At 67.7% G+C, this 20,486-nt stretch carries 20 protein-coding genes; 6 read left to right on the top strand and 14 right to left on the bottom strand.

Annotation, left to right across the window (positions count from 1 at the left end; translation table 11 throughout):
- Positions 1 to 76: 76 nt before the first annotated feature.
- The 13 genes from ACE3Q2_RS05905 to ACE3Q2_RS05845 form a co-directional block, all read right to left on the bottom strand.
- Positions 77 to 2,824 carry a class I SAM-dependent DNA methyltransferase gene (locus ACE3Q2_RS05905; RefSeq protein WP_374473372.1) on the bottom strand — a complete coding sequence of 916 codons (2,748 nt, stop codon included), beginning with the start codon at positions 2,822 to 2,824 and terminating at the stop codon, positions 77 to 79.
- A 566-nt stretch (positions 2,825 to 3,390) separates the two neighbouring features.
- A complete protein-coding gene (locus tag ACE3Q2_RS05900) occupies positions 3,391 to 3,807 on the bottom strand; it encodes a hypothetical protein (protein ID WP_374473371.1) in 417 nt (138 codons plus the stop codon).
- A 365-nt stretch (positions 3,808 to 4,172) separates the two neighbouring features.
- Positions 4,173 to 4,472 carry a sigma factor-like helix-turn-helix DNA-binding protein gene (locus tag ACE3Q2_RS05895; RefSeq protein ID WP_374473403.1) on the bottom strand — a complete coding sequence of 100 codons (300 nt, stop codon included), beginning with the start codon at positions 4,470 to 4,472 and terminating at the stop codon, positions 4,173 to 4,175.
- A 95-nt stretch (positions 4,473 to 4,567) separates the two neighbouring features.
- Positions 4,568 to 5,773 (bottom strand): hypothetical protein, encoded by a 1,206-nt coding sequence (locus tag ACE3Q2_RS05890; RefSeq protein ID WP_374473370.1) that lies wholly within the window; start codon positions 5,771 to 5,773, stop codon positions 4,568 to 4,570.
- A 259-nt stretch (positions 5,774 to 6,032) separates the two neighbouring features.
- Positions 6,033 to 7,439 carry a replicative DNA helicase gene (locus ACE3Q2_RS05885; protein ID WP_374473369.1) on the bottom strand — a complete coding sequence of 469 codons (1,407 nt, stop codon included), beginning with the start codon at positions 7,437 to 7,439 and terminating at the stop codon, positions 6,033 to 6,035.
- Positions 7,429 to 8,031: an ATP-binding protein gene (locus ACE3Q2_RS05880; RefSeq protein WP_374473368.1), complete on the bottom strand. Its 603-nt coding sequence runs from the start codon at positions 8,029 to 8,031 to the stop codon at positions 7,429 to 7,431. The genes ACE3Q2_RS05885 and ACE3Q2_RS05880 overlap by 11 nt, the downstream gene beginning before the upstream one ends.
- A gap of 157 nt (positions 8,032 to 8,188) precedes the next feature.
- The gene (locus tag ACE3Q2_RS05875) at positions 8,189 to 8,989 is read right to left on the bottom strand and encodes a YdaU family protein (RefSeq protein WP_374473367.1); all 801 of its coding nucleotides are present in this window, start codon (positions 8,987 to 8,989) and stop codon (positions 8,189 to 8,191) included.
- Positions 8,979 to 9,224, bottom strand: coding sequence for a hypothetical protein (locus tag ACE3Q2_RS05870; RefSeq protein ID WP_374473366.1), 246 nt, complete (start codon positions 9,222 to 9,224; stop codon positions 8,979 to 8,981). The genes ACE3Q2_RS05875 and ACE3Q2_RS05870 overlap by 11 nt, the downstream gene beginning before the upstream one ends.
- Before the next feature lie 284 nt (positions 9,225 to 9,508).
- A complete protein-coding gene (locus ACE3Q2_RS05865) occupies positions 9,509 to 9,691 on the bottom strand; it encodes a helix-turn-helix transcriptional regulator (RefSeq protein WP_374473402.1) in 183 nt (60 codons plus the stop codon).
- 294 nt (positions 9,692 to 9,985) lie between these two features.
- On the bottom strand, positions 9,986 to 10,216 hold the full coding sequence (locus ACE3Q2_RS05860; RefSeq protein WP_374473365.1) for a hypothetical protein: 231 nt from the start codon (positions 10,214 to 10,216) through the stop codon (positions 9,986 to 9,988).
- 21 nt (positions 10,217 to 10,237) lie between these two features.
- Positions 10,238 to 11,425 (bottom strand): tyrosine-type recombinase/integrase, encoded by a 1,188-nt coding sequence (locus ACE3Q2_RS05855; RefSeq protein WP_374473364.1) that lies wholly within the window; start codon positions 11,423 to 11,425, stop codon positions 10,238 to 10,240.
- Between the two features lie 230 nt (positions 11,426 to 11,655).
- Positions 11,656 to 14,148, bottom strand: coding sequence for a cation-translocating P-type ATPase (locus ACE3Q2_RS05850; protein ID WP_374473363.1), 2,493 nt, complete (start codon positions 14,146 to 14,148; stop codon positions 11,656 to 11,658).
- Positions 14,132 to 14,989: a hypothetical protein gene (locus ACE3Q2_RS05845; RefSeq protein WP_231696146.1), complete on the bottom strand. Its 858-nt coding sequence runs from the start codon at positions 14,987 to 14,989 to the stop codon at positions 14,132 to 14,134. The genes ACE3Q2_RS05850 and ACE3Q2_RS05845 overlap by 17 nt, the downstream gene beginning before the upstream one ends.
- Before the next feature lie 152 nt (positions 14,990 to 15,141).
- On the opposite strand from ACE3Q2_RS05845, the gene ACE3Q2_RS05840 reads away from it, so the two are divergent.
- On the top strand, positions 15,142 to 15,462 hold the full coding sequence (locus tag ACE3Q2_RS05840; RefSeq protein WP_231696147.1) for a hypothetical protein: 321 nt from the start codon (positions 15,142 to 15,144) through the stop codon (positions 15,460 to 15,462).
- A gap of 80 nt (positions 15,463 to 15,542) precedes the next feature.
- Here the strand turns inward: ACE3Q2_RS05840 and ACE3Q2_RS05835 are convergent, their stop codons facing one another.
- Positions 15,543 to 15,836 (bottom strand): DUF1244 domain-containing protein, encoded by a 294-nt coding sequence (locus ACE3Q2_RS05835; RefSeq protein WP_231696148.1) that lies wholly within the window; start codon positions 15,834 to 15,836, stop codon positions 15,543 to 15,545.
- 37 nt (positions 15,837 to 15,873) lie between these two features.
- On the opposite strand from ACE3Q2_RS05835, the gene folD reads away from it, so the two are divergent.
- Genes folD through ACE3Q2_RS05810 form a run of 5 tightly spaced genes read left to right on the top strand, consistent with a single transcriptional unit; the run spans position 15,874 to position 20,439 of the window.
- On the top strand, positions 15,874 to 16,749 hold the full coding sequence (folD, locus tag ACE3Q2_RS05830) for a bifunctional methylenetetrahydrofolate dehydrogenase/methenyltetrahydrofolate cyclohydrolase FolD (protein ID WP_231696149.1): 876 nt from the start codon (positions 15,874 to 15,876) through the stop codon (positions 16,747 to 16,749).
- Positions 16,750 to 16,779: 30 nt separating this feature from the next.
- Positions 16,780 to 17,658, top strand: coding sequence for a TRAP transporter TatT component family protein (locus tag ACE3Q2_RS05825; RefSeq protein ID WP_374473362.1), 879 nt, complete (start codon positions 16,780 to 16,782; stop codon positions 17,656 to 17,658).
- 17 nt (positions 17,659 to 17,675) lie between these two features.
- Positions 17,676 to 18,665, top strand: coding sequence for a TRAP transporter substrate-binding protein DctP (gene dctP, locus ACE3Q2_RS05820; protein ID WP_231696151.1), 990 nt, complete (start codon positions 17,676 to 17,678; stop codon positions 18,663 to 18,665).
- The gene (locus ACE3Q2_RS05815; RefSeq protein WP_231696152.1) at positions 18,665 to 19,162 is read left to right on the top strand and encodes a TRAP transporter small permease; all 498 of its coding nucleotides are present in this window, start codon (positions 18,665 to 18,667) and stop codon (positions 19,160 to 19,162) included. The genes dctP and ACE3Q2_RS05815 overlap by 1 nt, the downstream gene beginning before the upstream one ends.
- Positions 19,159 to 20,439, top strand: coding sequence for a TRAP transporter large permease subunit (locus tag ACE3Q2_RS05810; protein WP_231696153.1), 1,281 nt, complete (start codon positions 19,159 to 19,161; stop codon positions 20,437 to 20,439). The genes ACE3Q2_RS05815 and ACE3Q2_RS05810 overlap by 4 nt, the downstream gene beginning before the upstream one ends.
- The last annotated feature ends 47 nt before the right edge of the window (positions 20,440 to 20,486 follow it).

Here is a 20,486-nt window from a genome sequence, read left to right as displayed (position 1 = left end):
CTGGTAACGATGGAGCATGATCTCTTTGTCTTTGAATTGCTCGTCAACCCCAGGTTGATGGTTCGGCTATCCCAATCTAGGTGCGCGTCTTGGATAGCTTGGTCCGATACTGCTCAAACAGAAAGGCGGCGCGCTCAGCTTCGGTGTCCAATTTTGGCGCCTTATTGCCTGCGCCCCTCTCTGAGGCGGAGTACGCGGTGGCCACTGCTCTATCAAGTGCCGTGTGCGCCTTAACAAGCGCGGAGGGCATGCTGCGTGGGTCATAGAGCTGTGCGAGAGTCGAGTCCATGAACGCCGATCGAGCAGCGAGAACGCGATTCGCTGCTTCTTCTATGCGGTCTCTGTGTCCGTCTATGTTCCCTTCTGGCCAAGGAAAGTTGTTGTAAACGACATCTTTGGAGTACCTGAAGTCACTCTTTAATCGGCCGCAGGTATGTCGCACCCACGTCATATGCATCTGAGAACTGAGTACGCCAAAGTGGTAGCGAGTTGCATCGGGAACCACGAAGACTAGATTGTTTGCGATCACGTCAGGCTTCATAAATCCTATTGGTATGTAGGCTCGGCGCTCAGACGAGACTCCTGGGACCAAGAGGTAATCAGTACTAGGCTGCGCTATTTGGCAGAACAAGGAAGGGGTCTTCGCGAAGTTTCTTGTTGAGGCCGCTTTGCTCAATAGCCGAAACTTTCTCGTCAGCTCAATCCTCTCAAGTACCTGTGGCAGTTGGTGCAGCTCAGCCGGTGTTATCCCGTCGAGCCATAGGCACCAGCGTTCCTTCCCATTAAGAAATTCATCTGAACCAACATACGGTCTAATCCAGCGGATTGCGTGCGGAGACCGCTGAATTAACTCCTCCATTTCGGCGCGCGAAAGAAGTAAGTTACCTCCATCGCGCGGCATGCTACCGAAGCGCATTACAGGAACAGGGCAGAGCGGGCGTGCCCTGTTCTCGACGATTATGTTAGGGGCGTCGATCAAATAGGGGCTGATGTTGGTTGCCGGAAGTGCATGCGGGTCGCTGTCGAGCGCCGCATAATCGTAAATGGTCTTGTGCGGCTTTCCGAAAGCAGCGAACCCGACAATGATGCAATGAACGGCTGCAATTCCGCGTGCTTCGTTTGACCACTTGAAGGTTCTGTGAGCGAAGTTGATCTCTATTCCAAAGCGGTCGAGCATCGGCCGCCATAGAATCCCCACCTGTTCCCCCTGACAAATCGAGTTGGTCGAGACGAAGCCGACTTCAATTCTCGTGCCGGCGATATACTTTGCGGCGAGCCAGTACCACGCGGAAACGAAGTCAAGAACGCCTGATCCGTCCAGGTCAGATAGCGCATGAGAGAACGCATTTCGGGCGCGGTCATTCATTACCATGGCGCCGGAGAACGGGGGGTTTCCGAGGATGTAGTTCAGTTGACTGGGGTCGATCAGGGTCTTCCAGTCCAGCTCCAGTGCGTTGCCGTGCACTATGGTTGCCGACTTTTTCAGTGGGAGTCTGACCACGTTTTCCCCGAACTGCTCTGAGAGCAGTAGGTTCATCTGATGGTCCATGAGCCACATGGCCACTTGGGCAATCTGGGCCGGGAACTCCTCTATCTCGATTCCGTAAAACTGATCGACATCGACTAGTGCGTGGTCCTGCACATGAGCTAGCACCGATTGCTGGGTGGCGAACCGACGCGTCAGGATTTCCCGCTCGAGCTCTCGGAGTTCCCGATAGACCAGAACTAGGAAGTTGCCACAGCCGCAGGCCGGGTCGAGGAAGCGCAGGCTGGCCAGCTTTCGATGGATATGATCCAACTTCTTTGGATCATTCTTCGCCTTGGCCAAGTCTTCCTTTAGCCCATCCAGGAATAGGGGGCCAATGAGCTTTAGTATGTTCTTCTCACTTGTGTAGTGCGCTCCGAGGTTGCGGCGCGCCTTCGCATCCATGACGGATTGGAACATGGAGCCGAATATTGCTGGGCTGATTCGGCTCCAATCGAGGGCGCTGGCCTCAAGGAGCTGATGGCGCATGGCCGCATTGAAATCGGCCAAGGGGAGCATCTCTTCGAACAAGCGGCCATTTACGTAGGGAAGTTCGGCTAGTTGCTCATCCAGTGTCTTCTGGCGACGGTCGGTTGGCGTATTGAGCACTTGGAATGCTCTTCCAAGCCACATACCAAGGTCGGACCCGTCAGCGGATGTTCGCTGCGAGATAAGTTCGTGGAACGCGTATCTGGGGAAGATGCCGGTGTCATCCGCAAAGAGGCAGAAGAGCAAGCGAACCAGAAGTACCTCGAGGGCGTGCCCGGAGTATCCCGCTGCGTTAAGCGCATCGTGAAGCTTACCCATTCGTTCGGCAGCTTGGACGTTGACCGGGTCTTCTTCTTTGAAGGTGCGTACCTGGTAGCCGCTTATGAATCCAAAGCAGCGAACGTTCTTGTGGAGCTCCGCGAGCGTGAACTCCATGGGCGCCTCATCGCCCTCAAGATCGTAGAGACGGAAGCGGGCAAAGTCCGAGACCAGCAAGTAGCGGGGGAGCTCCGCATCTGTGAGGCCTTGGAAGTAGTCCTTTGCCTGAGTGTGGGCCCGGTCGAGATCCTTGCCTTTGGATTTGTGCTCTACCAGGAGCACACCCTTCCAGAGTAGGTCGATGAATCCGTCTTTTCCGTCTAGCTTTTTCACCTTGCGTTCGAAGGTGGCCACACGCCGGCGGCTGACTCCAAACACATTGAAAAATCCGTCCCAGAAGGATTTGGCCTCGGCGTCCTCGGAGGCTTCGTCGGCCCACTCGCGCGAGAATTTCAGCGCGCGATCGCGAATTTCGTTCCAGCTCAGTGGCATCCCGCCATCCCCATTCCCACCCGAAGTCTGAGAATAGCCCAGCACCCGGGTAGGGCGAACAATGGCACCCTGGCGGCGTAAGAGAGATTTTCTTGCATGGACCTAGGTAAGGGGCCCCTCTTCAGGCAGTACCTTCTAGGTCGAGCTGAGGCTATCCCGTAGTTCGGGGGGGCTGGCGCCTCCGTCTTTGGCTGCTAGCGCATGAGGCTTGGCACGTGGAAGTGTCGGGCTCGCGACGTAGGTACCGTTGTGCAAAGGCTTGGTTTGGTCCCGGCTCCGGACGACCTGAAGTGTGACCTTGGCGCCTGATGGGATGTCAGGGAAGAGCGCGAACTGGTCGAGGAGACCCATGCGGTAGATGAGCCGCCCGGTAACGGCGTCGACCTCAGGCTCTGGGAACTGGTCGCGATTGCTCTCGCTCGAGGTCATAGTGCGCCGCCGCCTTGAGGTGCACCCCCTGGGCGAGACGACCGTCGGGCTACGATTGCCCGGGGTGGGACCCCGCTGAGGGTGCGGCCGAAACGATAGGCCGGCAGCGGGAGGCAGTCAACTTGGGAGGCAATACCTCAGCAGAGGAGTGCGAAGCCCTCAATGACGGTTCGGTATAGGAACCAGATGAACAGGCTGCACCCAGCAGCTAGCCCCGTAGTCGCCGAGACAAGGAACGTCCACAGCCAGTGACTCATTTGTCGGTCGAGCTTCGCTAGGTACTCGGCATTGCTCAACTTCCCTGCCATGACCAGCGGCAGGTACTTGCCCTGAATATACGCCTTGGCCAGCTCCACAATGATGAACACCAGAAGCGAGATGGTGATTAGGAGGCCAGTCGAAGCAAAGAGCCATCCGGACATCAGGCCTTTAGTCTGGACCCAGAGGGTGAAGAACGCGCCGTAGCCGATCACCATTACGAGCTGGGTGTAATGGGAGTAGGCGGCCATTTGTTCTCTCGCCTCGTCGCTTGAGTTGGAACGCTGCTGCAGCATGGCAATTTGTCTCCCAAATTCGAGTCTGAGCCGTTGGTCGCGCTGGTCGAGGTGTGCCCCAAGTTTGCGGGCTCCCTCCTGCTGCGCACGGCGCGCTTCGCGCCTCCGTTCCTCGGGACCTCCTCGGTCGACCACGTGCCGCCCCCATAGTGTTGGCTCTCATAGCGGGAACGTCCCCGGCCACCACAGAAGGCCAGGATAGGGGGCTGGATTCGCTCGGGCGCTCGAAAGGCATGAACTGCCCCTGGCCGCGACAGCGCCTCGCGCGCGCGCGCGAGGACCGCCCATATGTGGCACAGGTGGATACCAAGGCTCGCGGCGCCTCCCTGGTGGCGGCCGGACGACAGCGTGGCGGAAACTTGACGCTATTCCGACACGCCACCATGGCATTTAGGGCGTCGGCCTCCGGGCGCCAATCTGGCGGCACGCCGGCGCAGGGTGGCAGTGGTGGCGGCCTTGTGGATAAAGAGCATTTCCATCCCGTACTGGAGCAGGTATCCGTGGACACCTGCAGCGCTGGGGTTGTCCGTTAGATGGCGCTCCACAGTTCGTATCGAGACTCCCAGTCTCTTGGCGATCTCGGCGTGCGTCAGTCCGCACCAGACCGCCAGAGACCGCAGGTAGCCAGGTTCGGGGCAAAAGCGGCTGGCATCTGGCGCCCGCATACAGGTCAGTCCGCGAGACTTGGCGACCTGTTCGATGAGGGCCAGGCGGTTGGCAGCCTGGCGCCCCTCAGTCGCTGTCTTGTCGCGAAACGTGGTCACAGCCCACCGCCAGGCGCACCGTAGGTGGCGCGGTAGTAGGCAGCCAGCTCCGCCTCGGACTTGCGGGGGTTCTGCTTCCGTGCCGCCTCGAGGAAAGCATCCAGCGACGGGCTCGGCCTTCCCCCGCCATCCTGGCCAAGCAGGGGCCGGTAGAGTGGATTCGCGTCCAACCCCGCCAGTGCTGCGGCCTTCTCCTCTGGCGAAGCCAGGGAGCCGGCAATGGTCTCCCGCTCGGCGGTGTATGCCTCGAGCAGGTCCTTGGGGGTAAGACGCCCGTTGTCCTCGGGCAGAGGCATCCGGATCGGCTTGCCGGTGGGGTCGGTCACAGGCGTCGCCTGCTCGCCGCGGCGAAGCAGCAGGGTGCCGTCGCTGCCGACAACCTCTCTTCCCTCGCTCTGCGCGAGCTCCAGCAGCTCCCGCTGGCCATCTTGCGTCTGCCGTTGGAACCGTGACCGGGCGGCCGCCTCCTGGGCTTCCAGGCCATGCCGCACCGCACCGACCGCGCCGGCGTTGATGGCGTCGCCGGCGCCGCGCTGGAACTGGCTCTCGGCGCCGGTCAGGGCGGCCATCTGGCCGGTCAGGGCCGCGGCCTCGGCGGCGCGCGCGCTCGGACGGCCCTTGTTGAAGTAGCTGCCCTGGCTGTTGGCCAGCCGGCGTATCAGCTCGTCCTGGGTCGAGCCAGGCCGCAGCCCGCCCGCCACGTTACCGCGCACCAGGTTGGCCACGTCGCGCTGCGCGGCGACCGCCGGGGCCACGGCGGCGTTGGCGTCGAAAGCCGAGGCTGGCGCGGGCTCGGTGCCTCGGCGCAGGGACGGGGTGGGCGTTGCCGCGGCGGTTTGCACGCCGCCGGCCCCGGCGACGCTGACGGTGCGCCCATCGCTGAACGTGAAACTGTTGGGGTCGCCGGCGCGCGGCGCGGCGCTCGCCGCCGGAGCGGCAGCGGCCACCACCGGCGCAGCGGCAGGAGCATTGTTGGCCGGGTTGTCGAAGTTGGCCTGGGCCAGCGAGCGGCCCCCGCGCGGCGCGGCCGCGCGTGGCGGGCCGCCGGCGCCAACGACCTGCAGGCCAGCGCTGGTGTCGCGCACTCTCGGCATAGTCAGGGTCGGAGCGGGCATGGGCGACGGGCGGCCCGCTAGGCCCGCCGTGAACTGCGCGGTCGTGTCGGCGACTGCGCGCACGGGGGCGGTCACGGTGTTGGCCACGCGCTCGAGTCCGCCGGCGCCAGCGTTCACCGCACGAACCAGGCCGCTGCGCGCGGCAGTGCCCGCTTGGCGTGCCGTGGTGGCGGCCCGCTGCCCGGCCGCAGTTGCGCCAACTGCGCTGGTCGGCGCAGTCGCGGGGGGAACCGGCGCACGGGTCAGGCTGGGCCTGCTCGGACTGCTCGGAAGGCCAGCCACCAGTCGATCAGCTTCCTCTTGATAGAACGGATCCGTAGCCATGTGTAGCTCTCCCGTTGGTTAGTTAGGTGTCCTTGCCCATCTGCCGCTCTAACGCTGTCCTGCCTCTGCTTTGCAGCCGGGTCGGGGTTGCGCCCCCAGTCGGTTCCGCTGGCGAGCTCACGGCCTCGAACCTGCAGTAATCGAGTTGTGCCCGCACGTAGGCCGTTCCAGTCGGGCCGTCCCGGCGCTTGGCGACGATCAGCTCAGCCGGCGCATCGCTGCCCGGGTCATGGGCTTGCGGGCGGTGGCAGAGGATCACCGTGTCTGCATCCTGCTCGATCGAGCCGGAGTCGCGGAGGTCGGAGAGCTGAGGGCGCTTGTCCTGTCGCTTGTCAGATTCCCGGTTGAGCTGGGATAGCAGGACCACAGGAGCATTGAGTTCGCCCGCCAGCAGCTTCAGCGCGCGCGTTGCCTCACCGATTGCCAAGTCCCGCCTGTCTGCCTTCCGCAGTGCGAGGAGCCCCAGGTAATCCACGATCACCAGGGTGGCGCCCAGCTCCGAGCGCGCGCGCCTGCATTCGGCAAGCAGCCCAGGCAGGGTGAGTTCGCGGGGGCCCGTCAACCAAAGCTGGCAGTCCTTTACGTCGCCCACTGCCCGCGTGAGCCGTGCCCAGTCCGGATCATCCAGGCGATGTGGCGCCTGCGTCAGGGCGTGATGCGACACCCTGGCTCGGCTGGCCAGCAGTCGCAGACCGAGCTGCTCTGTGGCCATCTCGAGCGAGTGGAAGTGAGTGGGGCGCCGAAGGTCGAGTCCCACGTGCTCGGCGATGTTGAATCCCAGGGTCGACTTTCCTGAGCCGGGACGGCCTGCGATGACAATGAGCTGGCCGGGCTTGAGCCCTCCGGTGTAGTGGTCAAGGTCTGGGATTCCGGTGCTAAGCCCTCCGGCATCGGTGGCCCCGTCGTAGCGCGCGGCGAGCTCGTCCCACGCGGCCCTCGCGGCTTCACCGGCGTGGAGCCACGTCGTGGGCCCACGCTGAACGATTCGGTCCACCTCAGTGCGGAACGCAGCGGCGAGTTCCCCGGGAGTCCTATCTCTGGGCTCTAGCGCTTGGTGGGCAAGCCGCGCGCCCAGGTCCGCGAGTTGGCGGCTCTGGGAATAGTCTCGGACGATTTCGCTGTAGGCACGAATGTTGGCCGCGGAAGGCGTGTTGCTGGCCAGCTCGACCAGATATGAGGGTCCTCCGATCTGCTCAGCCAGCCCCTTCGCCTCGAGCCATTCGCCCAATGTCACCGCATCGAACGGCTGCCGCTTCTCACTTAACGCCCGGATTGCGCGGTAAATGAGGCGGTGGGCGTGCAGGTGGAAGTCGCCCTCGAGCAGGGAGTCTCCGATCACATCCAGCGCGTCCGGGTCCAACATGAGACCGCCCAGGACCGCTTGCTCGGCTTCAGGGGCGTGATTTCGGCCGGTGCGGTTACCGTCCATTGCGGCCTCCGGTGGCTCCGTGGCGAAGTGAGCCCCAGGCGCAGCCCAGCGTCTGCATGGTTGCCTTTACGCGATCCGACAACGGCGCGCCCAGGTGCTCCCAGAGGGTCGGGGTTTCCCCCGGCAGGTCGGGCAGGTTCGAGACAAGGATCGTCGGTCGCTGGTCCGCGTAGCGACGATCGAGCACGGCGGTCAGGACCCTCGCCGGAAACTCATGGCTGCCTTCGGCCCCCAGTTCATCCAGCACCAGGAGATCCGCCGTTTCGACAGCCCGGTAATTGTCCTGGCTGCGGGCCCGGTCGAACGCCAGCTCCACCAGGTCCGCCGCGCGCGCATATCTGACGCCTATGCCGTATCGCTCGCGTACCGCCTGAGACAGTGCGCAGGCCATGGTCGTTTTGCCGGTGCCAGGCGTGCCGATGAACAGCATTCCTGTTCCCTCCGCCTCGTGGCGCGGGAACGTCTCGAGATAGTTGTCGCAGGCAGCCAGAACTCGGCGGTGGTCTTCGCACGTGCCGCGCATGGCCTGGAACTGCAGGCCGCGGAACCGGCGAGGGAAGCCTGAGAGCTCGTCGGCCTGGACGCGGGCCACGCTGGCCTCGGCCGCGGCGCGGCGCCGATCCTCTTCGAGTAGCGCGTCCCGACAGGTGGGGCAGGGCCTGGCGATTTGCCCCCAGGGCCCTTCAACGGCCCTTGACGCGGCGCCGCAGCGGGGGCACGAGGCCGGCGCGATCCGGGTCTGGAGTTGCTCAGCCATTGGCCTTCTCCGATTCGGAGGCGGGTTCGACTGGCAGCTCCGGCGGGCGCGGGTAGCGGCTCGCGTCGCCAGCGCGCGCGGTTGGCAGCGCTCTCTGTGGCTGCCGGTTCATAGTCGGCGACCGCGAGGACTGGGAACGTCTGGCTCGAGCCGTTGTGACAGCCCAGGGGAACGGGTTGCTCTTGCCGGCCTCGAGACCCTCCTTGGCAGTTGCTGCCAACTCTTCGGGGGTGACACCTTCGGCCAAGGCGGCCAGCAGGTCCGGGTGTGCGGGATTGGTTCGAGCACAGCCCGCATCGCGCATCAGCCTGCACGCACGGCCAGCGGGGCTCTGGCCGCTGGCGTCGATGGGTGTGTGGATTGTGGGTTGTGGTTCTTGGGTAGTGGATAGTGGCTTATGGATAGCATTGCACTTGGTGTCCTTGTGCAATGCATTTGCATCAGGCTCCTTACCCCAGCGCGCCTGGGCTGCATCCTGCCGCTTTCGCGAGACGCTTTGCATCGCTGCCAGCTCCCGGTCGACCCGGCTCTGGCGATAGTGCCCATCCCTGAGTTCGAAGAACTCAGCAAGAATCTCTGCCACCGCGTTCTGCTCTGCTCGAGAACCTGCCCGCGTCAAGGCGTGGATCCGGCTCAGGTCTCCAGGGAGACGGCCGTCGAGGGCGTAAGCGAGGTCGAGCAATCTGGTGTAGGCGCCGTCCTGAAGCATCGTCAGGTGACCCGCGTCTGTTTTGTAGTCGCCGATGTGCCGCTTGTAGTAATGGGCGCGCTGCCTTGCCTTCTCAGTGGCCACGGCACAACTCCTCGCGCGTGATGGCGCGACCAGCTCTGGACGCCAGGAGGTGGTCGGTGAGCAAGCTCACCAGCGGCGCAAGTTCGTCCGGGTAGATGATCAGGCGCTGCCCGTTCCCGCACTGGGAATACCACTCCACCGTTGCCATGCCGGAGCGGAGGCACATGACAGTGAGCGGTCCGATGGTCGTGGTGGACACCGGGTTGTCGAGCTCGTCCGCGAGCTGGTGGTTCATCGTGTCACCCGGGGTTTGGGCAAGCCCGTGATGGCATCCACCTGCGCGGGGTCCCGAGCCTCAAGCACCCGCCGGCGAAGCTGGCGAGACGTGGCGGACTCCCTGTAGTTGGGGTCGTAGAGGCACTCATGCGCCTCGGCGATCTGGGCCAAGCAGTGCTGGCTGGGGGCGCGCTGACGCCGGTTCGGTGCCGGCTTTGCGAGAGGGTTCACTGGCCGCAGCACGCGGGCACCAAGATCGAAGTGCGTGGTCATCTCGACGGGCTCCTGGTCCGGGCCAGCCGCTCAGGCGGCCTGGTCCTTGGAGGCTTCGACCCGCTCAGCGATCCAGCGGTCGATGGCGTGGCTGTCCCAGCGGGAGCCGCGGTGACCCGGAAGGACGCGCACCTGGGCGGGGAACTCTCCCTGAGCGATTAGCCGGTAGATGGTGGCTCGCTTGAGGCCAACGCGCTCCATCACCGCACTCATGCGAAGGAGGGAGCGGGGATTCGTCGACGTGCCGACGGAGTCAATCGTGGTTGAGGCGTGCATGTTTTCCCACCAGGGAGTGAAGGAGTCTCTAGACTTTCACAGTCACCTTTAGGGACAGGTACAGAGCGCCGCGCTTTTTAGTGAGTTTCTGGGAGCAAATAGCTTAAAAATCAACCACGTACCTGGTCTATCGACTTGTCCTCCCTGTGGAAGAACTCTTCCTGGAACGGACGGATCAGGCCGAGGGTCCGGTGAAGCGTCGATTGCATCCCAGGCCGCAACGAATGGACCTCAATCCTTCGCTGTTCTGGTGGGGAGTCTTCTGCTACGAAGTCCGATCGTCTGAGTGACCCCGCAGAACATGCCGAAGTCAAAGTCGGCCTCGGACCCGTCGGTGGGGTTCAGGTATCCGTAAAGATGCTTGCGGGCAAGTCTGCGCGCGCGGATCGGTTCAGAGCGGGAGAGGCGCGCGCCGAAGTGGAAGCCCACCCGAAAGTTGGGACTTGAAAGAATCGAGTTCATGGTTGCCTCCTTGGACTTGGTTCAAGCAGGGTTGAGAGAGAGCTGGGCCAGGGCCTCAGCGGCGCGTTCGCGGCGAAGCTGTCCGTAGTGGCGCTCGATCATGGCCACGCTGGTGCCGCTAACCTGGGCCACCGTGAGCAGGTCCAGCCCCCCGGTCACCAGATCGGTGATGGTGCTGTGGCGGATGGTGTACGCCGTCGTCGCCTCCGGTAGACCGGCTTCGGCTGCGGCCTGCTTGAGGGGACGCTTCCAACTGTCCTTGTCCCAAGGGCGCCCGTCCGGGCGCGCGAGCAGCGGAGCGCCCGGCAGCTTCCCCCGGGCCTGTCGCTTCAGGAAGTCGCTGGTTGCGTGGGGCAGGAGGATGCTGCGCCCCCCGCCCGCCTTGTCCGACTCGATGCGCACAGTCCTCTGGCGCGGGTCGAAGTCCTTGACGGCCAACTTGGCCAGGGCGCCCGGGCGAATGGGGAGGTAGCAAAGAGCCTCGACGAAAGGCCGAATCTCGGGCTCGAGCTTCTCGATCAGCGCGCGGCGTTGATCCTTGTCGAGGTAGACGTTGCGCCTGCCGCTGGCCTTCTCCGGCTTCAGGGCTGCCCTCCAGGCCACGTCGCTGAGCACGTAGCCGTCCGCCAGGGCCATTCGCAGGGCCGCCCGGACGGGCACCAGGTCCCGGTTGAGGGTGGCTGCCGAGCGTTCTCGGGTGCGCACCTCGGCGTCTCGCTTGGTGCTCCGGCTAACCAGGGCCGGTCGGCCGGACAAGCGGTCACGCCAGCCCTGCAGATCGTGTCGACGGAGCTTTGGCAGGGGGATGCGTGCGATCGGGTCAGGGAAGACGTATCGCCGGAAGCGAGCCAGGGCTTCGGCCTCGTACTTGGCCCCCTTCTTCTTGCCCACTGCGGCCGCATACCGCTCGCAGGCCTCTAGGACGGTTAGAACCTCGTGCTGTCCACCACCGCCCAGGTGGCGGAACCATTCCTGGGCGTCCTTCAGCGCTGCGCCGTAACGAACTGAGGCGGGCAGGGTGCCGTAGTCCCCCAGGGCCTTGTAACGCTGCTTCCTGGTCGCTGGGTCATAGGCACGTGCCAGCCAGGTACCTCCCTGTGCCGATGCCGTCCTGCGGAAGCCCAGGTGCTCGCCGGTGGCCAGGGCCGCCCAGTACGGCTCACGCCTGGCGGCGAGCTTCTCCCGTGTGGCCACTCGAGACAGGTCCATCCGCGAGCTCCGTTTCGTACGCCGGAAGGGGCGTACGGAAAGAGTACGGAAAACATAGGCGGACAATCAAGAGACGGAGGTAGACTAAATCCCTGTATTTATGCGGCTCATGGACAAGGGGAGACCCTATAGCCCATCCTTCACACGGCAGGGGTCACAGGTTCAAATCCTGTACCGCCCACCAAGTCCCGAAAAGGCCCGGCATTGCCGGGCCTTTTTGTTTTCCGGGCTCAGGCGGCCCGGGCGTGGCGGCCCAGCACGCGCTGCACGCCGGCCAGCGGCTTGAACAGCTCCAACGCCAGGCCGCCGGCCAGGCCCAGGGCGGCGGCGCGCAGGGCGTCGCCGGGCGAGGGCAGTCCGAAGTCGAACAGCTCGCGCAGCGCCGGCACGCCGATGCAGGCGCCCAGCACCAGCGCGGAACCGCCGGCGATGGCGGCGTAGGCCCGGCCATTGCCCTGGGTCCAAGCACCGCGCCGGTGCGCCAGGCTGGCCACCAGCGCCAGGTTGCCCACGGTGAGCGAGAGCATGGCCAGCGTGCGCACCACGTCCTGCGGCAGGCCTTCGGACTGGCCGATCAGGTAACTGGCCAGGCAGGCCAGCAGCAGCACCGCGCCGAGGCCGGCGGAGAGCATCAGCTGCGAAGCCCCGACCAGCGGTTCGCCCAGCGGCCGCGGCGGCTGCCGCATCAGGTCGGGTTCGTCCGGCTGGCTTTCGAAGGCGATCGAGCACATCGGGTCGATCACCATCTCCACCAGCACCACGTGCGCCGGCAGCAGCAGCGGCGGGAAGCCCATCAGCAGCGGCAGCACGGCCAGGCCGGCGATGGGCACGTGGATGGCCACGATGTAGAGCATCACCTTGCGCAGGTTGTCGAAGATGCGGCGGCCCTGGCGCACGGCGGCCACGATCAGGCCGAAGTCTTCCTCCACCAGCACCAGCGGCGCGGCCTCGCGGGCCACGTCGGTGCCACGCTTGCCCATGGCGATGCCGATGTGCGCCGACTTCAGCGCGGGTGCGTCGTTGACGCCGTCGCCGGTCATGGCCACCACCTCGCCGCCGGCCTTGAGCGCGTCCACCAGGCGCAGCTTCTGTTCGGGGCGCACGCGGGCGAACACGCCAGTGCTGGCGGCGGCGCGGGCGAAGGCGGCGTCGTCCAGCGCCGCGAGCTGTTCGCCCAGCAGCACCTCGTCGCTGGCTGCCAGGCCGGCCTGGCGGGCGATGGCGCGGGCGGTGGGCGCGAAGTCGCCGGTGAGCATCACCACGCGCAGGCCGGCCTCGCGGGCCTCGGCCACGGCGGCCGGCACGCTGGCCCGCAGCGGGTCTTCGAAGCCGACCAGGCCGCGCCATTGCAGCGGCAGGTCCTGCTGGCTGGCGGGCAGGGCGCCGTCCAGTTCGGCCTCGGCCACGCCGAGCACGCGCAGGCCGTGGGCCGCGGCGTCGGCGGCGCGCGCGTGCACGGCCTCGAGTTCGGCGGCGGACAGGCCGCAGAGGCGCGCCACGGCCTCCGGCGCGCCCTTGGTGGCCACGCGCAGGCGGCCGCCGTCGCCGGCGTGGGCCACGCTCATCGCAGGCAGTTCGGACGTCAGCGGCAAGTGCGCCGTTTCAGCCTGGGTGGCGCCATGGCCTTCGATGGCCTGCAGGGCACGGTCCATCGGGTCCATCGAGTGCGCGCGGCTGGCCAGCACCGCGGTGCGCAACAGCGCCTGCTGCGCGGGCGAAAGCGCCGCGGCGGAATCGAGCCGCGACGCGTCCCGGCCGTCGTCGAGCCAGGCCACGCGCATGCGGTTCTCGGTGAGCGTACCGGTCTTGTCCACGCACAGCACGGTGGCCGCGCCCAGGGTTTCCACCACCGCCGCGCGCCGCACCAGCACGCCCACGCGCGCCATGCGCCAGGCGCCCAGCGCGAAGAACACCGCCAGCGCGAGCGGGAATTCCTCGGGCAGCATCGCCATGGCCAGCGCGATCGACGAGAGCAGGCCCTGCACCCACTCGCCGCGCACAAGGCCGTGGAAGAGCAGCAGCGACAGGCTCACCACCAGGGCGAACAACCCGAACAGGCGCACCAGGCGCGCGGTGTTGCGCTGCAGGCGGGTGGCTTCGATGCCGATGCTGCCCAGGGCCTGGCCGATCTGGCCGCTGCGGGTGGCGGTACCGGTGCGCGTGACTTCCGCCAGGCCGGAGCCGGCGACGACCAGCGTGCCCGCGGCCACCTCGCCGTCCTCGCCCGGCGCGCCGGGCTGCTTGTCCACCGGCATGCTTTCGCCGGTAAGCAGGGATTCGTCCACCTGCAGCGACTGGGCCGAGAGCAGCGGGCCGTCGGCCGGCACGCGGCTGCCTTCCTCGAGCACGATCAGGTCGCCGGGCACCACCTCGCCGGCGGGGATGCGTCGCACGCTGCCTTCGCGCAGCACCACGGCCAGCGGCGCGCCGAGCGCGCGCAGCGCCTCGAGTGCGCGTTCGCTGCGGCGCTCCTGCACCACCACCAGGCCGATGGTGACCACCGCGAAACCGGCCAGCAGGCTGCCTTCGGCCGGTTCACCGAGCACGAGGTAGGCGCCGGCGGCCAGCGCCAGCAGCAGGAACATCGGCTCGGTCATCACCTGCGCGGCGATGCGGCCCACGCCGCGGCGCGGGGGCGGCGGCAGTTCGTTGCGGCCGAAGCGGGCGAGGCGGCGGGCGGCCTCGGCCTCGTCCAGGCCCTGCGGTTTATTCGAGCTGGGCACGGGCGAACTCGGCGTCCAGGGCCTCCATGGCGTCCCGGGGCTTGAGCTTGCCGGCCTTCTCGAAGGCGTTCGCGGCCTGGTCTTCCTTCTTCTCGCCGTGCAGCAGCAGGAGCAGGTTGGCGTGCTCCACGTGGGCGATCGGCGAATCGGGCGTGAGCTTGAGCGCGGTGGCCAGGTGTTTCTCGGCCTCGGCGGCCTTGGCGCCGTAAGTGAGGCCGCCGACCAGGGCGCCGACCTTGTCGATGATCTCGGCGTGGTACAGGCCCAGCGCGGTGTGCGCCTCGGCGTGCCTGGGCGCCAGCTCCAGGGTCTTTTCCAGCGCCTTGCGCACCTTGGTGGCCAGGCCCAGCTTGAGCGCCTTGGCGATCGAGATGCCCTGGCTGTAGCGGCCCATGGCGTGGGCGTAGCGGTAGTGGCTGTTGGCTTCGCCGGGCAGGGCGGCGATGGCGGCCTCGGCCAGCTTGCCGGCCTGTTCGTAGCGCCTGAGCTGCTCGTCCTCGTCGTCCACCAGGTGGGTGGCGTGGATGGCGATGGCCTTGCAGGCCACCGAGGCGCCCACAGGGCCCAGCGCCTGGCCGGCCTCGAACGCCTGCTGGAAGTCGCCGCGGTGGAAGGCGCGCCAGGCCTCCTGCAGCGCTTCGGCCAGTTCCGCGGCTTCCATGCCCTTGGGCGCGGCCTTTCCCGCCGCCTTGGCCAGCGCGGCGGCGCGCTTGTCGTCGGGGAAGGGTTCGGCGTCGCCGGCGTGCAGGCCCGGCCAGGCCTTCCTGAGCTTGTCGCCGGCGTAGTCGAAGGCCTTGGCGTCGTGCGGGAACTTCGCCCAGGCGGATTTCTTGGCGGCCATGCAGGGGGGACTCCATCGCGGGGATGCGGGCAGCATCGCCCGACCTCCCGCGCCCCGCAAGCCGGCGCCGGCTCTAGTGTGAAAACTCGGGGCGGGGCGGCGAGACTCGGATGCGAAACGGGCCACCCTGGCCCATCCCCACGAGGTTCGCCATGACCCGTCAGACTTCCCCGCGCCGCCGTCGTCCCGCCCCCGTCGCCATCACGCCGCGTGCCGTGCTGCTCGCCGGCCTGGGCGCCGCCTCGCTGGCGCGCAAGCGGGCGCTGAAGCAGATCGCCAACGCCGAAGCCCTGCGCGCCCGCGCCGATGCCGCCGCCGTCCAGGCCGGTCGCCAGGTGGCGAAGCTGCGCAAGCAGGCCGCCGGCTTCGCCGCCCAGGCCCAGGCCGAGTTCGAAGCCCGCTTCATCCAGCCCAAGCGCCGCCCGCGCCCCGCCGCGCGGCCGGCCGCCGGCCGCGCCCGCAAGCGCGCCTGAGCCCCCGTCTCTCCTTCCCGTCAGTGGGAATTCGATGCCCCGGCCACCCGGCCGGGGCGTTTTTTTATGCCGCGGGGCGCTCAGCCGTGGCGGCGCTGCGCGGCCTCGAAGGCGGCCAGCTGCTCCGGCGTGGCCTCGCGCTGGTAGCGCGCCTTCCATTCGGCGAAGGGCATGCCGTAGACGTGCTCGCGCGCCTGCTCCTTGTCCATGGCCACGCCGGCGGCCTGCGCGGCCTCCTGCAGCCAGTTCGACAGGCAGTTGCGGCAGAAGCCGGCCTGGATCATCAGGTCGATGTTCTGCACGTCGCTGCGTTCGCGCAGGTGCGCGAGCAGGCGACGGAAGGCGGCGGCCTCGAGGGCGGTGGTGTCGTTCATGTGGCGGTCCTCGGGGGGGTTCGGGGATAATCGTGCCATGACCGCCCGCATCCTCGACGGCAAGGGCATTGCCGACAAGCTCCTGGACGACCTCGCGCAGCGCGTGAAAGCCCGCGTGGCCGCCGGCAAGCCGGCGCCCGGCCTGGCCGTGGTGTTGGTGGGCGAGGACCCGGCCTCGGCGGTGTACGTGCGCAACAAGCGCCGCGCCGCCAAGAAGGTGGGCATCCGCGCGGTGGATTACGACCTGCCGGCCCACACCACCGACGCCGAGATCTCGGCGCTGATCGACCAGCTCAACGCCGACCCGTCCATCCACGGCATCCTGGTGCAGCTGCCGCTGCCCGGCGGCCGCGACGGCAGCCACCTGATCCACCGCATCGACCCGCGCAAGGACGTGGACGGATTCCACCCGGAAAACGTCGGCCACCTGGCCCTGCGCCAGTTCGGCCTGCGACCCTGCACGCCGCGCGGCATCACGACGCTGCTGGCCTACACCGACCGCCCCGTGCGCGGGCAGAGCGCCACCGTGGTCGGCGTGAGCAACCACGTCGGCCGGCCGATGGCGCTGGAATTGCTCATTGCCGGCTGCACCACCACCTGCTGCCACAAGTTCACCCCGCGCGAGGTGCTGCAGCGGCACGTGGGCGAAGCCGACATCCTGGTGGTGGCGGTGGGCCGCCCCGGCCTGGTGCCGGGCGAATGGGTGAAACCTGGCGCGGTGGTGATCGACGTGGGCATCAACCGGCTCGAGGACGGCCGCCTGGTCGGCGACGTCGGCTTCGACGCGGCCTTCGAGCGCGCCTCCTGGATCACGCCCGTGCCGGGCGGCGTGGGCCCGATGACGGTGGCCACGCTGATGCAGAACACGCTGGAAGCCGCCGAAGCCTTCGATGCCGCCTTGGCGTCATCTTGACCGGCCACACTGGAGCCTGACGCCATGCGAATGCTCCGACCCGCCCTGACCCGACTGCTGCTGGCCGGCCTCGTGGCCCTGGCCGCGGGCGGCTGCGCGGCGGTGATGGGCAAGGCCAGCGACCGGCTTGCCGGCAACCTCGGCGCCGCCGTGCTCGCCAGCGACGACCCGGCCACGGTGCGCGACGGCCTGCCGGCCTACCTGCTGTTGCTCGACGGCCTCATCGCCGGCCAGAAGCCCGGCAAGGCCGCCAACGCACCGCTGCTGTTCGCCGCCGCCCAGCTCAACGGCGCCTACGCCGGCAACTTCACCGGGGGCGACCAGGCCCGTGCGCGCCGCCTCGCCGCCAAGGCCATGGACTACGCGCGCCGCGGCACCTGCCTGCAGGACCCGCGCCTGTGCGAAACCATCGAAGGTCCGGTCGAACCCTTCCTCGAGGCCGTGGCCGCCGCGCCGGCGAAGCGCGTCGACACGCTCTACGCCCTGGGCGCCGCCTGGGCCGGCCAGCTGCAGGCCAACAGCGACGACTGGGCCGCCATCGCCGAACTGCCCAAGGTGCAGGCCCTGCTCGAGCGCGTGGTCGCCATCGACCCGGCGCACGACCGCGGCATGGCCCGCGTGTACCTGGGCGTGCTGCATTCGCTGCGGCCCGAATCCATCGGCGGCAAGCCGGAACTCGGGCGCCAGCACTTCGAGGCGGCCATCGCGCTCAGCGGCGGCCACAACCTCTACGCCAAGACCCTGATGGCCGAGTACTACGCGCGGCTGGTGTTCGACCAGGCGCTGCACGACCGGCTGCTGGCCGAAGTGCTGGCCGCCGAACCGCGCCAGCCCGGCTTCACCCTCATGAACGTGCTGGCCCAGGAGCGTGCGAAAGCGCTTCAGGCCAGCGGACGCGACTTCTTCTGACCGCCCCCGAGGCCCCCATGCTGCGCCGGACCCTGTTGCTGCTGCTCGCCCTGTGCCTGTCCGCCCCCGCGGCCGCGCAGACGCTCAAGATCGCCACGCTGGCGCCCGACGGCTCGGCCTGGATGCGCGAACTGCGCGCCGCCGCCGCCGAGGTGAAGCAGGGCACCGGCGGCCGGGTGGAGGTGAAGTATTTCCCCGGCGGCGTGATGGGCAACGACGCCGTCGTGCTGCGCAAGATCCGCCTGGGCCAGCTGCAGGGCGGCGTGCTGACCTCGAGCGAGCTGTCGATGGTCTATCCCGACGCCACCGTGTACAGCCTGCCGTTCCAGTTCTCCGGCTGGGCCGACGTGGACAAGGTGCGGCCGGTGGTCGACCCGATGCTGGCCAAGGGCTTTTCGCAGCACGGCCTGCACATGCTCGGCGCCTCGGGCGTGGGCTTCGCCTACCTGATGGGCAACAAGCCGCTGCGCAGCCAGGCCGACATGGCCGGCGTGAAGCTGTGGGTGCCCGCCAACGACGCCATCGCCATCCGCACCTTCGAGATCGGCGGCGTGAACCCCATCCCGCTGCCCATCGGCGACGTCTTCACCAGCCTGCAGACCGGCATGGTGGACACGGTGGCCAACACGCCCAGCGGCGCCATCGCGCTGCAGTGGCACGGCAAGCTGCGCAGCCTGGTGGACCTGCCGCTGAGCTTCGTGGTGGGCTACCTGGTGGTGGATGACAAGGCCTGGAAGAAGCTCTCGCCGGCCGACCAGGCGGTGGTGCAGAAGGCGTTCGACGGCGCCGCGCAGCGGATGGACGCCAACGTGCGCCGCGACGACGTGGCCGCGCTCGAGGCGCTCAAGAAGCAGGGCCTGGTGGTGACCACGCTCGACGCGGCCGAAGCGGCGCGCTGGCGCGGCTTCGGCAAGCAGGTCACGGCCGAGATGGAAGCCAAGGGCGAGATTTCACCGCAGGTGCTGGCCGCCCTTCGCCAGGCCCTGGCCCAGCCCGGGGCACGTTGATGGCCGAGGGCGGGGCCGCCCGCTGGCTGTCGCGCCTGCATCGCGCCGAAGACGGGCTGCTGGCCGGCCTGCTGGGCGCGCTGCTGCTGCTGTCGGTGGGGCAGATCGCCCTGCGCGTGTTCTTCGACGCCGGCCTGGCCTGGGCCGAGCCGCTCAGCCGCGCCGGCGTGCTGTGGCTGGCGCTGCTGGGTGCGCTCGGCGCCACCCGCGGCCACAAGCACATCGCCATCGATGCGCTGCCGCGCGTGCTGCCGCCGCCGGCGCGCCGCGTCGCCTGGGCCGTTGCCCACCTGGCCGCGGCGGGCATCTGCGCCGCGCTGGCCTGGTTCGGCGCCGGCATGGTGGGCTTCGAGCGCGAGGCGCCGGTGCCCTTCATCGCCGGCATCCCGAGCTGGGTGCCGATGCTGGCGCTGCCGGCGGGCTTCGGGCTGATGGCCCTGCGCTTCGTGCTCTCGGCCCTGGCCGCGCCGCCGCTGGAAGGCGAGGGCGGCGCATGAGCCTGGCGCTGGGGCTGGCCATCATCCTGGCGCTGGCGGCGCTGGGCATGCCGCTGTTCGCGGTGATCGCCGCGGTGGCGCTGCTGGGTTTCCACCTGGCCGGCTACGACCTGGTGGTGGTGGCGGTGGAGTTCTACCGCCTCGGCGACATGCCGGGCCTGATCGCCATTCCACTGTTCACCCTGGCCGGCTACCTGCTGGGCGAGAGTGCGGCGCCCAAGCGCCTGGTGCGGCTGTCGAACGCGCTGCTGGGCTGGCTGCCGGGCGGGCTGGCCATCGTCGCCATCGTCGCCTGCGCCTTCTTCACCGCGTTCACCGGCGCCTCGGGCGTGACCATCGTGGCGCTGGGCGCGCTGCTGTACCCGGCGCTGCGCCAGGCCGGTTATTCCGAGCGCTACAGCCTGGGCCTGGTGACCTCGGCGGGCAGCCTGGGCCTGCTGTTCGCGCCCTCGCTGCCGCTGATCGTCTACGGCTTCGTGGCGGGGCAGGTGGGCGGCGAGACGCCGGTGACCATTCCCGACCTGTTCCTTGCCGGCCTGGTGCCGGGGCTGCTGATGGTGGCGATGCTGTCGGCCCACGCCATGTGGGTGGGCCGGGGCATTCCCCGGGCCCGGCACCGCTTCGACGCCGGCGAGCTGGCCCTCTCGCTGCGCGAATGCGCCTGGGAGCTGCCGCTGCCGCTGATCGTGCTGGGCGGCATCTATTCGGGCGAGCTGGCGGCCAGCGAGGCCGCGGCTGTGACGGCACTTTATGTTTTGGTCGTAACCGTATTGATTAAAAAGGAAATAAGACTTCGCAGCCTGCCCGGCGTGATGGCCGAGTCCATGCGCATGGTGGGCGCCATCCTGCTGATCCTCGGCGCCGCCCTGGCCCTGTCGAACTGGCTGGTGGACCAGGAAGTACCCACCACGCTGTTCGAGGCCCTGCGCGAGCACGTGGACAGTCCCTGGGTGTTCCTGGGCCTGCTCAACCTGTTCCTGCTGGTCGTGGGCATGCTGCTCGACATCTTCTCGGCCATCGTCATCCTCACGCCGCTGCTGCTGCCGGTGGCGGCCGGCTTCGGCATCCACCCGGTGCACCTGGGCGTGGTGATGCTGGCCAACCTGCAGCTGGGTTACTTCACCCCACCGGTGGGCATGAACCTGTTCATCGCCGCCTACCGGTTCAACAAGCCCATCGGCACCCTGGTGCGGGCCTGCCTGCCGTTCTTCCTGATCCTGGGCCTGGCGGTGGCGCTGCTGACCTGGTGGCCGGGGCTGAGCCTGGGGCTGCTGTAGGACACAGCAACCCAGCCGCCGGAGGGGCCGAGCGGCTATAATGTCGC

The organism is Arenimonas sp., from assembly GCF_041913985.1.
Taxonomy (GTDB): domain Bacteria; phylum Pseudomonadota; class Gammaproteobacteria; order Xanthomonadales; family Xanthomonadaceae; genus Arenimonas.
This window is presented reverse-complemented; position numbering and strand designations above follow the sequence as displayed.

Bases quoted from the DNA above. Each gene is read 5' to 3' on its own strand.
- ACE3Q2_RS05905 (WP_374473372.1), bottom strand. From the start codon at position 2,824: ATGCCACTGAGCTGGAACGAAATTCGCGATCGCGCGCTGAAATTCTCG.
- ACE3Q2_RS05900 (WP_374473371.1), bottom strand. From the start codon at position 3,807: ATGCTGCAGCAGCGTTCCAACTCAAGCGACGAGGCGAGAGAACAAATG.
- ACE3Q2_RS05895 (WP_374473403.1), bottom strand. From the start codon at position 4,472: ATGCGGGCGCCAGATGCCAGCCGCTTTTGCCCCGAACCTGGCTACCTG.
- ACE3Q2_RS05885 (WP_374473369.1), bottom strand. From the start codon at position 7,439: ATGGACGGTAACCGCACCGGCCGAAATCACGCCCCTGAAGCCGAGCAA.
- ACE3Q2_RS05870 (WP_374473366.1), bottom strand. From the start codon at position 9,224: ATGAACCACCAGCTCGCGGACGAGCTCGACAACCCGGTGTCCACCACG.
- ACE3Q2_RS05865 (WP_374473402.1), bottom strand. From the start codon at position 9,691: ATGAGTGCGGTGATGGAGCGCGTTGGCCTCAAGCGAGCCACCATCTAC.
- ACE3Q2_RS05860 (WP_374473365.1), bottom strand. From the start codon at position 10,216: ATGAACTCGATTCTTTCAAGTCCCAACTTTCGGGTGGGCTTCCACTTC.
- ACE3Q2_RS05855 (WP_374473364.1), bottom strand. From the start codon at position 11,425: ATGGACCTGTCTCGAGTGGCCACACGGGAGAAGCTCGCCGCCAGGCGT.
- ACE3Q2_RS05845 (WP_231696146.1), bottom strand. From the start codon at position 14,989: ATGGCCGCCAAGAAATCCGCCTGGGCGAAGTTCCCGCACGACGCCAAG.
- ACE3Q2_RS05840 (WP_231696147.1), top strand. From the start codon at position 15,142: ATGACCCGTCAGACTTCCCCGCGCCGCCGTCGTCCCGCCCCCGTCGCC.
- ACE3Q2_RS05835 (WP_231696148.1), bottom strand. From the start codon at position 15,836: ATGAACGACACCACCGCCCTCGAGGCCGCCGCCTTCCGTCGCCTGCTC.
- folD (WP_231696149.1), top strand. From the start codon at position 15,874: ATGACCGCCCGCATCCTCGACGGCAAGGGCATTGCCGACAAGCTCCTG.
- ACE3Q2_RS05825 (WP_374473362.1), top strand. From the start codon at position 16,780: ATGCTCCGACCCGCCCTGACCCGACTGCTGCTGGCCGGCCTCGTGGCC.
- dctP (WP_231696151.1), top strand. From the start codon at position 17,676: ATGCTGCGCCGGACCCTGTTGCTGCTGCTCGCCCTGTGCCTGTCCGCC.
- ACE3Q2_RS05815 (WP_231696152.1), top strand. From the start codon at position 18,665: ATGGCCGAGGGCGGGGCCGCCCGCTGGCTGTCGCGCCTGCATCGCGCC.
- ACE3Q2_RS05810 (WP_231696153.1), top strand. From the start codon at position 19,159: ATGAGCCTGGCGCTGGGGCTGGCCATCATCCTGGCGCTGGCGGCGCTG.